Consider the following 11,008-nt stretch of genomic DNA (forward strand, 5'->3'; position numbering starts at 1 on the left):
ATTACGGCCATGTGGGGATATTGATTACAAGTGAAAACTGCGAGCTGTGTAAGCTAATCTATTACAAAAATCTCATCGCCTCTCTGATAGATTTTCTTCCGTATTAAGCAATAATTAAAGACAACTTAGGATAATTTAAAGGCAGGAACTATGGATAATAAGCAAACGACGACGCCCCCTTTAGATGAGCAGGAATTGCAATATTTCAAGGAGTTGCTTCTTGAAAAACGAGCCGAAGCTCAGGAAAAACTGGATGACATTCGCCGGACTCAACAGAACTCAAGTGAGGCTGATGATGCAGATTATTCGTCAGTTACGCATCACTTGGGAGATGTGGGTACTGACGAGCAGGATACTGAAATGAATTATCTGCAGATTGAACGAACACGGGAATATATTCAGCATATCAACGATGCTTTGGAACGCATCGAAAATAAAACCTATGGCATTTGTCAGGTTACCGGTAAACCTATTTCAAAAGGTCGACTGGAGGCGGTACCCCATACGCGGTATAGTATTAAAGCTAAAGAACAAGGACTGGTAAAAGATCTTTAATTATGGAAGATTCAAACTTCAGATACGATATGGACCCTGTATTTCACGAAAGGCCCCATCTATTGGCCTCAAGGAGTTACCGGGGATTCTCTGTAAAAGACAGAGAGAAGCACTGGGATGGAATAAAAGTAACGGTTACTAGCAAACAGGGTATGAAAATTTCTGCAAGCGGTGAAACCGAACATGAAGCGCTAAAAAAATGTATAGATCAAATTGATCTGTATTTGGATCAGTGAGAAAATTTAATACTGATATGTTTTTGAACAGAGAAGATGCCGGTAATAAGCTTGCGAAAGTACTAAAGGCGTATGAACCTAAGCATTCGCTGGTGCTTGGAATTCCACGTGGTGGAGTAGAAGTAGGATACCACGTGGCTGTAAAGTTGAATAGTGATTTTGATATAATTGTCATACGTAAACTTGGTCATCCCCAACAACCCGAAGCTGCTTTTGGTGCATTGGCAGAAGATGGAAGCTTGTATCTGGATCCGTGGTCAAAAAAGTATTTAACTAAAGAAATAATTGAGAACGTTATTGCCCGGGAGAAAAAAGAGATAAGACGTCGGATAAAGACTTATCGGGAAGGGGAGGAGCTGCCAGATTTTAAGGACCGGACAATAATTTTGGTGGATGATGGGATTGCTACAGGTTCTACCGTATTTGCAGCAATTAACATGTGCCGTAAACTGAATCCCCGAAAACTTATAGTAGCTGCGCCGGTTTCGGCTCGCAGTCAAGTTTCTAAGCTTGTAGAAAAGGCTGATGAAGTTGTAGTTCTTGCGAAAAAGAGAAATCTCATGGCCGTATCTCAAGCGTACAAAAATTTTACTAATCTATCTGATAATGAGGTGATGCATTTTATGGATCAGTGGCGGCAAAAGGCACGGAAAAAGATCGGTTCCGATCATTGATTACATCGAGTCAGTTAAGCCTATCCTAAATACAAAAAACTAAAAGGCAGTTAAGTTGTAATTTGTTGGAATGGTAAAGTTTAACATACTTTTTTTTACTCTTCCGCCTGTCAAGGCATCCTAGGGAGTCTTGGTTATTTGGTAAAGCCAAAATCTTTAATGGAGTTTTTTCTAACATTTTGAAATACTTTTCGTATGCTATTTCTAAACCTGAAAGATATCTGAAAGTTGCGATTTTTGTATATTGTTACTTAGGTTATTCAGATACACAGAGAAGCAATATGTAATGCAACTTTGTACTACAGAGATTTAAAGTAGAACTGACAGGGCAGGGCAAAATCTAATAAAACCAATCACATCATGTTTAAACGATTTATTCGAGCAATTAAGTCGCTATTTGGTGGTTTCGTAAGTTCAATGGAAGATCCAAAGCTTATTCTGGAACAGAATATCCGGGATCTTAACGATCAGATTCCCCAGATGAATGAAAATATCGCTACGGTAAAGGCGAATAAAATTATGCTCCAGAAAGAGGTGAATAAGCTGGAGAAAAAGATTGAGGATTTAACGGCTAAAATAAAATCTGCAATCCAGGCTGATCGTGACGATATTGCTGAAGGATACGCTATGCAGCTTGAGAAGGCCAAAGAAAACTTACAGACAACAAAAGAGCAGTTAAAATTTGCTGAGCAGGCCTATGAAAAGGCGATAAAAGTTAAAAAAGCATTCATGCGAGAAAAGGATCGCAAGATTCAAGAAGCTAAAGAAGCGATGCGTGCCAGTGAACGTGCTGAATGGCAAGGAAAAATTGCCGATGCATTGGAGCAATTTGAAACCGGTGGACTTGACCAGACCCATGATGAGATGGTCAATCGGCTTAATGAACAAACGGCTAAAAATGAAGCCCGCATGGAATTAGCGTTGGATAGCATCGATACGGAAACGATGGAGATCGAAGCTAATGCTGAGAAGCTACGTGCCCATGAGCTGGTAGAACAATTTAAGGCTGAAATGGGTAAGGTGGATACATCTGAAAAAGAAAAGAGTGTAGGATCATCTGACGGGAAAGAAGAAATTGAAATTGATGAGCAAACTCCCGAAAAACAGCAGGATAAAACGATCGGCAATAAAGAACGATCCAAATCCTAAATAATGGTTTTGAACCATGGCTAACGATAGCAGAAGTGAGCGGGAACGTCTCAAAGAAGAGTACAAGACACACTATCGCAAGATGCGCGAAATAAAAGAGCGTGCATCACGGACCAAGCGTACGCAGAATATCGCAAGTGCGCTTAAAAATATGGATAAAACAGAAATGTTGAACTCGTTTGATGATTTTCTTTATTCCGTAAAGCATAAACTGGCCTCGGTCGAGGCCCGCCTTGACTTGGCTATGGATAGCCTTGTAGATGAAAGTGGTGATGTTAGTCAGCAAGAAATGGATGAGGAGATAAGGAAGTCCAAAGCAAAAGATACCCTGCGGCAAGTTAAGATGGAGATGGGACTCCTGTACAATGAGATTGAAGAACAGGCAAATAACATCAAAGTCAATAAAACGATTGGCAGGGCTTCTGAAAAGCCTGACAATGAACTTGAAGAGGAGTAAGTGATTATGAGTGATGACAAATCCATAAATTTTACGCGCGAAGCATTTTTACATCCCGTTAATTTAGGCGTATTGCTAATCGCCGCAATTTCTGCTTTTGCAATGAGTGGAATGGGTCTGGTATCAAGCCTAATTCTTACCATGACATTCGGCGTTGAGCTTATGTATTTGGGGATTGTGCCGCGGCTGCCCCGATTCCGAAAAAATATTAAGCTTAAAAAAGTGCGGGAGCAAAATCCTGCCGCAAAGGAAAAGTCTACCTTTCAGGAGCTTGATAAAAAAAGTCAGAAACGTTTTTTGGTGTTAAAGCACCTTGCTAAGCTTATTAAGGAGAACTTTGATAAGCTTCCGTATAGCTCACAGGGACTACTGGAAAACATTCGTGATAAGATCCAAGAACTTCTCTCTAATTATCTTACCTTATTAGATCTTCATAAGCGGTATCGTTTATATATGGATACCTCGGTTGAAGAAAGTTTGAAAAAGGAGGTTGAGAAAGAGCAGCGTGAAATGCATGATATGGAGTCGGAACGACTGAAAAGAACTACTGCCCGGCGCGTGGGAATTTTGAAAAAACGCCTCAAAAAGTTTGAGGTTGCCAAAGAAAAATACCTAATCTGTGAAACCCATCTTGAAACGATAGAAGATGCCATCCGATATATTTATGAGCAATCCATGACGATGAGTAATCCCGAAGAAATTGGTTTCCAGCTCGATAACCTTCTTGAGGAGGTTGAAGAAACATCACAGCTGATTGATGATTTGGATAGTGATATTTTACCTTACAGTTCCGATCTTGATGATATTGATTTAGATTCTGATTTTTTAGAAATAGAAGATGAACTAAAACAGGAAAAAGAAGTCGACTCGAAGGTTGACACTTCAAGTCGAGTTAAGGAATAAAGTATTTTTATGAGTGAATCGCTTAATACTATTACGTTGGAGACTGATGACAAGGGAATAACCACTGTTACAATTAATCGTCCCCAAAAACTGAATGCCTTAAATGATGAAGTATTGAATGAGCTTGCGGATGTTTTTAAGGATATTCAAATTGATGAAGAAACAAATGCTGTTATTGTAAAGGGTGCCGGGGATAAGGCTTTTGTTGCCGGGGCTGATATAAAAGAGCTCCGCGACCTGGATGATCGGTCCGGCAGAATGGCTTCTCAAAAAGGCCAGCAGATTTTTCAACTTCTCGAGGATACTCGAAAGCCGGTTGTTGCAGCCGTAAATGGATATGCATTAGGTGGTGGTGCTGAGCTAGCTATGGCGTGTCATTTACGCGTAGCCGGCGAAAATGCAGTGTTTGGGTTGCCGGAAGTTGGACTGGGGTTGATTCCGGGATACGGAGGCACGCAACGCCTGCCCGGGATAATTGGAAAGGCTCGTGCCCTGGAAATGATTTTAACCGGAAAACAGGTAAAGGCTGAAGAAGCCTTGCAGCTCGGTTTGGTAAATAAAATAAGTGCTGATCCAGTAGAAGCTTCAAAAGAGTTATTAAATAACATTTTGAAAAACGGTCCAATTGCTGTTAGAAATGCTATTAAGGCTGTTTATCATTCGGATCATCGTTCCGGATATCAGGTAGAAGCAGATGTTTTTGGCGAACTTTGCGAAACCGAAGATTGTATGGAAGGTACATCAGCATTTCTTGAAAAACGAAAACCTGAGTTCAAAGGGAAATAACAACATAGTTTTCTGTATCTTCTTTTGAGATTTCCTTTAAATTATTTCGGCAAATTAATGCGTAATATGCCTTGGGCAAGCTAAGGTACACAAGATACTATAGTGATCGAATTACTGCTTATAATATTTACCATACTTCTCAGCGGTTTTTTTTCGGGATCAGAAATAGCTTTTGTTAGCTCCAATAGGCTAAAGCTGGAGATCGAGTCCCGAAAAGGCTCATGGACGGGGCGGATTGTAAATGATTTTATCCATAACCCCGAAACCTTTTTGACCACCACCTTGGTAGGCAATAACGTGGTTAATGTTATATATGCTACTTTGATGACAATCTTTTTGGTCGGGCCCATTACCGAAATTTATCAAAGTTGGATGGGAGTATTGCCTTCCGAAGCATTGGTATTAGTGATCCAAACGGTTATTGCCTCCGTAGTTATTATGCTTTTTGGTGAAATAATTCCCAAGGCCCTGTTCCGCATAAATGCCGATTGGTGGATGAAAATAATTGCTATTCCTCAAAAAGTGTGCAACCAGCTTTTTAAACCACTTATCTTTGTTGCTGATAGATCTTCGGATTTAATTATTAGGCTTATTAATCCCAAGGTAGATCGCTCGGGCAAAGTATTTCGACGCGAAGATGTTGAGCTGATATTTCAAGAGTTGCGGGATAGCGGAGGCCATGACTTGGACAAAGATGATTCTGAGATCCTCCACAACGTGCTTGAACTTTCGAACAAGCGCGTGAAGGAGTCCATGATACCGCGTACAGATATTGTGGCCGTTGAAAAAAATACCAGCATTGATGAAACCCTAAAGCTTTTTATCTCTTCAGGATTTTCCAAGCTTCCCGTCTATCAGGAATCTATTGATGATATAATTGGGGTTATTTTTGCTTACGACCTGTTTAGTAATCCCAAGAGTTTGTCCGAAATTATACGCCCCATTAAGTTGGTTCCTGCCTCACAAAAGTCGAAAGATCTGCTTTCCGAATTTCGCAGCTCCAATATTTCGGTGGCCATTGTTATCGATGAATATGGCGGTACAGCGGGAATGATCACCATTGAAGATCTTTTGGAGGAAGTTGTGGGTGATATTCAGGATGAATACGATACGGAAGACCGAATTCTGAAAAAGATATCCGGCAATAGCTACATTTTGAGCGGTGGAGTTGAGATTGAGGATTTGCTTCAAAAATTCCCTGAAATTGATCTGCCAGAGGAATCCACGGAGTACGAAACCATAGCCGGGTATATCATTAATGAATTGGGGCGGATACCAAAGGTCAATGAAGAGCTATTAATTGACGGCAAAAAGATCATTATCAGTAAAGCAACACCAAGCCGCATCGAGACCGTTAAAGTAATTGTGATGGATCAACTCTGATCATTTCCACCAAATACAACGCTTATGTTTGACCATTATCCCAGTTGGGCCCAAGAGTTTGCCCAGAAATATTTAAGCCGTACGATTAATCAGTTTATCCTGCATGGGAATGTACACGACTTGGTTCCGCTCCAACGCAAAAAGCAGACGGATTTTGTACGCCTTAAATCGTTTTTGTCAGAAGAGTTTTTCGGCGCGCGTGATTACGTCATTTTCTATGATCGATCATCGGGTATTTACTTTCGTGATGGAGAGTCAAAAAAAGATTTCAACCGAGCTTTGTCCGGCCGAGACTCTTTAATGGGTACGGATTACGCGAATAAAATGCCGAAGGATCCGGTGCGTGTTTTTTCATTGCTGGAGCAATATTTCCGTGTACGTATCGATGACAAAAAGAGTATTGCGTTGATTGTTGATTACGCCGATACCATCGTGCCTATGAATGAAGCTGGAGCCAGCGGTTCAGAAGATCGTACAGCGATGGTATACCTCTCGCGATGGGCACATGATCCCATGTTCTTGGCGGCAGATTTTACAACGGTATTGCTCACCGAAAATCTTGCAGATCTAAATAAAACGCTGGTACAAAATCCCTACACCACGGATATTAAAATCAATATTCCCAATGAGCAGCAGCGTCAACAGTTCATCGATTATGAGTCCTCAGATGAGGAATTTCAGGCATTTTCAAATGTCAGCGAAAAGGTTGTAGCTCAGCAGACGGCCGGTCTAAATTTTATAAATCTGCGTAGCATTCTTTCCAATGCCAGAGAGAATAAAGAAAATATTACGCATGATCGATTATCCGAAGCAAAGAAAGAATTGATTGAGGCGGAAGCCTATGGTCTGTTAGAATTTGTGGAAACAGAATATACCCTGGAAAACGTAGCGGGACATACCAAAGTAAAAGAGCATCTGCGATATGCTGTCAAAGCCCTAAAATCTGGCCGACAAGATGTGCTACCAATGGGATATCTGGTCTGTGGTCCCGTTGGTACAGGAAAAACTTTTTTGGTTACCTGCTTTGCAAGTGAAGTGGGAATACCGATGGTGAAACTGAAAAACTTTCGCAGCCAATGGCAGGGTGTGACTGAAGGAAATTTGGAGAAAATACTGGGTCTGCTCAAAGCGATGTCTCCGGTAGCGGTGATGATTGATGAAGCCGATGCCTATCTTGGCGATCGTGACGCTAGTGGTGACAGTGGTGTTTCCAGTCGCGTATTTTCACAGATTGCTACGTTTATGAGTGATACCCGAAATAGAGGTGAAATTATCTGGTTCTTAATGACGGCACGTCCAGATCTTATGCCGGTGGATCTTAAGCGGCAGGGACGAGCCGAAGAACACTTGGCTTTATTTCCACCGCATACCAAAGAAGAAAGGGTGGATCTTTTCAACGCTATGAAAAAGAAAACGGGCTTGCAGCTTACCGAAGAATACATTCCACAAGTTATTGAACAGGGATTAAAAACGTTCTCCGGTGCAGATATGGAAGCGGCCCTTACACGAGCAAAATTCCGCGCAGCTGCACAAGATTTGGAGAAGGTTACGCCCGAAATTTTAGATATTGCTCTAAACGATTTTCTTCCGCCCACCTATCCCGAAGAAATTGAACTGCAAACACTCAGCGCGGTTATCGAATGTACCTCCAAAGAATTGTTGCCCGAACGATACCAGGAAATGGACCGTGGTGAGATTCTTAGTAAAATCGAAGAATTGAAATATCGTATTGGCTAAAGGTGCATTGCTGGCTGGGTTGTTGTATTTGCAATCCAATTAAAAAATATCACAAGCTTCCTTCTACCCCTGATAGCAATTAGTGTGTTTTTAGGGTAGTTATTTAAAGCTTTTAAATTCATCTCTGTCTCATGCTGACCCCGACATACCGGGATTAACTTTGCCTCAATATTAAAAAAAGAGAGTCCCGTCAGAATATATTCATTGATGATAACTATATAGTTTAACTAAATAGTTGAATTTTTTAGTTGAAGTCATTAACTTAGAATTGAATTTGAAGCAAATTGAACTATGGCAGAAGAATTACAGACCGAGGAACAGATATTAGAAGCGGCAAAACAGATTTTTCAGGAACGTGGTTTTGCCGGTGCACGAATGCAGGAAATTGCAGACGAGGCAGGCATTAATAAATCAATGTTGCACTACTATTTCCGTAGCAAAGACAAACTTTTTCAGAAAGTATTCCAGGATAGCATTAGACAGTTTTTTCCTGAAATACTTAAGGTACTGAATGCAGATTTAGCACTCATTCCCAAAATAGAAAAGCTGGTAGAAACCTATTACGAGATGTTTAAGGCACAACCTCATCTGCCACGCTTTGTTATTCACGAGATGAATCAGCATCCCGAACGCTTCAAAGAATTCGTGAAAAATATGGGTTTTGAAATTCCAGAGACATTTGTAAATCAAATTCGTTCTGAAATTGAATCAGGGACTATGCAAAAGATTAATCCCCGTGAGTTTATCATTAATACCATCGGTCTTTGTGTATTTCCTTTGATTGCTCGTCCCATGATTGAAACAATCTTTGAAATGAATGATGAGCAGTTTCAACAATTTTTAGAGAAACGCAAGAAAGAACTGCCAAAATTTATTTTAAACGCCGTTAAAAAGTAATTCGATATGCTAACTGCGCTGCTGTTTTCAATAATCACCTTGCTAGGTGTACAGCCGATCCCAAAGGATACACTTTCGCTTGAGGATATTCACAGGCAAATAGAAGCAAGCTATCCATTGGCAGAAAAGGTTGACCTGCAAGATGATATTACCGAACTCAACAAAAAGATCGCCGGTACGGCTGCTTATCCACAACTAAATTTCAGTGCAACCGCAACGTACCAATCCGAGGTGACTGATCTTCCGTTTCCATCAGGAGGCCAGTTTACTGCTCCTGAGCTTAGTAAAGATCAATATAAAGCTACGCTAGAGGCATCGCAGACTATTTTTAATAGCGGAGCTGTAGGCATTAAAAAGGAGCTTGAGGAAATTCGTGGACAGGGAAAGAATAAAGCCACCAAAGTGCAGTTGCGTCAAATTAAAGAACAGGTTAACCAAGTATATTTTGGGATATTGTTAGCTCAGGAGCAGCTTCGCGTTATTAGCACGCTGATGGAAAACCTAAGGGCCCGGATCAAGGAGGTATCCTCTAAAGTAGAGCATGGTGTGCTCCTCCCGAGTCAAAAATACACGCTGGATGCCGAGCTCATCAACGCCCGACAAGATTCCGCAGAAATACAAACGAACATCAAGTCAGGATATCAAATGTTGAGTGAGCTTATCGGTAAAGAGCTCAATCCCAATAGCAGGCTTGAAATGCCACAAGTTGATTTGCCTGCCGGGAAAGAGATGCCGAGGCAACGACCTGAGTTCGGACTCTTTGAAAACAATCGGGAAGTGTTGAGGTACCAGAAAGAATTGGCTCAGACCGAGAAATGGCCCTCACTATCTGCATTCGGGAGTGCCGCTTACGGACGTCCGGGCTACAATGTATTTGATGATAACCTTCATGCTTTTTACATGGTGGGCTTGCGATTACGTTGGAGCTTTTGGAATGCGCAGAATGCAGTAAAAAAAGAGCAGATATATCAGTTGCAGCAGAAGACAATATCCGAGGAAGAACGGGCATTTGAGCGTCAGTTAAAAGCCAGTTTAAGTAAAATCAGAGAGCAGATAGCATTGTTTAAGGAGAAATTAGAGCGAGATCAACAGATTATAGTGCTGCGAGAAAAAGTGGTGAAAGAGAAAGCCAGCCAGATGAAGAACGGCAGTGTCACCGCTACGGAATATATCACTGAGCTGAATAAGGTTACGCAGGCTCGTCTTTCGCAGATGATTCACCGAACAAAGTTGGTGCAATCAAAAATAGATTATATAACAACATTAGGTATTTCAGAACACAGATAAGGACAATATGATGAGATCCAAGGGAAATAATTTGTATAAATCATTGTTAGGCATTCTCTTAATTTTGGTGGCGGGTGGATGCGCGAATAACGAAAAATCAGACGCTTACGGGCAATTTGAAGCGGTGGAAACTACTGTTTCAGCTAAAGTATCCGGTGAGCTGTTGTCATTTACCGCTTCGGAGGGGGAAGCCATTGCAGCTGGGAAAAAGGTGGCAGTAATTGATACGGTACAGCTGAATCTGAAGATGGATGAACTGTATTCACAGCGGGAAGCTGCAGAAGCCAAAATAGAGACTATTGATGCAGAAATTGCCGTTCAGCAGCAAAAATTGCAGACGGCTCAAAAAAATCTGCAGAGAATTCTGGCAATGCGAAAAGATAGTGCGGCTACTGAGCAGCAATTGGATGATGCACAAGGAAATGTGCAGACGATGCAGAAACAGATTCAGGCCTTGGAAACCCAGAAGAATTCGGTGCGTGCAGAAATGAAATCAATAGATGCCAGATTAAATCAAATTGAGCAACAGCTTGACGATGCCCATGTGGTCAACCCTGTAAATGGTACGGTGCTTACGACCTATGTTGAGGCGCATGAGCTCGTGGGTCAGGGACAACCGCTCTATCAGATTGCGAATTTAGATACTCTCGAATTACGGGCTTACGTGAGCGGTGCTCAGCTGCCATCGGTAACATTGGGACAATCGGTAGAGGTATTGGTTGATGAAAATGCAGAGGAGAATCAGCAGTTGAGTGGAAAAATAAGCTGGATTGCATCACAGGCCGAATTTACGCCCAAGATGATTCAGACCAAAGAGGAGCGCGTAACGCAGGTTTATGCATTGAAAATAAAAGTACCAAATCCCGATGGAATCCTGAAAATTGGCATGCCCGGAGAGGTGAACTTTTAGTTGTAAAGCAACATGTCATGCTGAATTCATTTCA

Annotated in this window: 12 protein-coding genes; all 12 read left to right on the forward strand. The window is 41.5% G+C overall.

The window, feature by feature from the left end; genetic code table 11:
* Positions 1–150: 150 nt before the first annotated feature.
* The 12 genes from ACT3IB_RS13370 to ACT3IB_RS13425 all read left to right on the forward strand — a co-directional run bounded on the left by ACT3IB_RS13370 (position 151) and on the right by ACT3IB_RS13425 (position 10,974).
* Positions 151–555, forward strand: coding sequence for a TraR/DksA family transcriptional regulator (locus tag ACT3IB_RS13370; RefSeq protein ID WP_491539524.1), 405 nt, complete (start codon positions 151–153; stop codon positions 553–555).
* A 2-nt stretch (positions 556–557) separates the two neighbouring features.
* A complete protein-coding gene (locus tag ACT3IB_RS13375; protein WP_491539525.1) occupies positions 558–791 on the forward strand; it encodes a hypothetical protein in 234 nt (77 codons plus the stop codon).
* A 17-nt stretch (positions 792–808) separates the two neighbouring features.
* Positions 809–1,465, forward strand: a complete 657-nt coding sequence (locus tag ACT3IB_RS13380; RefSeq protein ID WP_491539526.1) for a phosphoribosyltransferase — start codon at positions 809–811, stop codon at positions 1,463–1,465.
* Positions 1,466–1,825: 360 nt separating this feature from the next.
* Positions 1,826–2,614, forward strand: a complete 789-nt coding sequence (locus ACT3IB_RS13385; RefSeq protein ID WP_491539527.1) for a PspA/IM30 family protein — start codon at positions 1,826–1,828, stop codon at positions 2,612–2,614.
* 16 nt (positions 2,615–2,630) lie between these two features.
* A complete protein-coding gene (locus ACT3IB_RS13390) occupies positions 2,631–3,071 on the forward strand; it encodes a hypothetical protein (protein ID WP_491539528.1) in 441 nt (146 codons plus the stop codon).
* Between the two features lie 6 nt (positions 3,072–3,077).
* Entirely contained in the window at positions 3,078–3,974 is an 897-nt protein-coding gene (locus ACT3IB_RS13395; protein ID WP_491539529.1) for a hypothetical protein, read from the forward strand.
* A gap of 9 nt (positions 3,975–3,983) precedes the next feature.
* Complete coding sequence (locus tag ACT3IB_RS13400) at positions 3,984–4,760, forward strand: enoyl-CoA hydratase/isomerase family protein (protein WP_491539530.1); 777 nt, start codon at positions 3,984–3,986, stop codon at positions 4,758–4,760.
* Between the two features lie 102 nt (positions 4,761–4,862).
* A complete protein-coding gene (locus tag ACT3IB_RS13405) occupies positions 4,863–6,143 on the forward strand; it encodes a hemolysin family protein (RefSeq protein ID WP_491539531.1) in 1,281 nt (426 codons plus the stop codon).
* A gap of 24 nt (positions 6,144–6,167) precedes the next feature.
* Positions 6,168–7,880, forward strand: coding sequence for an ATP-binding protein (locus tag ACT3IB_RS13410; RefSeq protein ID WP_491539532.1), 1,713 nt, complete (start codon positions 6,168–6,170; stop codon positions 7,878–7,880).
* A gap of 291 nt (positions 7,881–8,171) precedes the next feature.
* The gene (locus ACT3IB_RS13415; RefSeq protein WP_491539533.1) at positions 8,172–8,777 is read left to right on the forward strand and encodes a TetR/AcrR family transcriptional regulator; all 606 of its coding nucleotides are present in this window, start codon (positions 8,172–8,174) and stop codon (positions 8,775–8,777) included.
* Positions 8,778–8,783: 6 nt separating this feature from the next.
* A complete protein-coding gene (locus ACT3IB_RS13420) occupies positions 8,784–10,064 on the forward strand; it encodes a TolC family protein (RefSeq protein WP_491539534.1) in 1,281 nt (426 codons plus the stop codon).
* A 7-nt stretch (positions 10,065–10,071) separates the two neighbouring features.
* A complete protein-coding gene (locus ACT3IB_RS13425) occupies positions 10,072–10,974 on the forward strand; it encodes an HlyD family secretion protein (RefSeq protein WP_491539535.1) in 903 nt (300 codons plus the stop codon).
* The last annotated feature ends 34 nt before the right edge of the window (positions 10,975–11,008 follow it).

The organism is Fodinibius sp. GM21, from assembly GCF_058386955.1.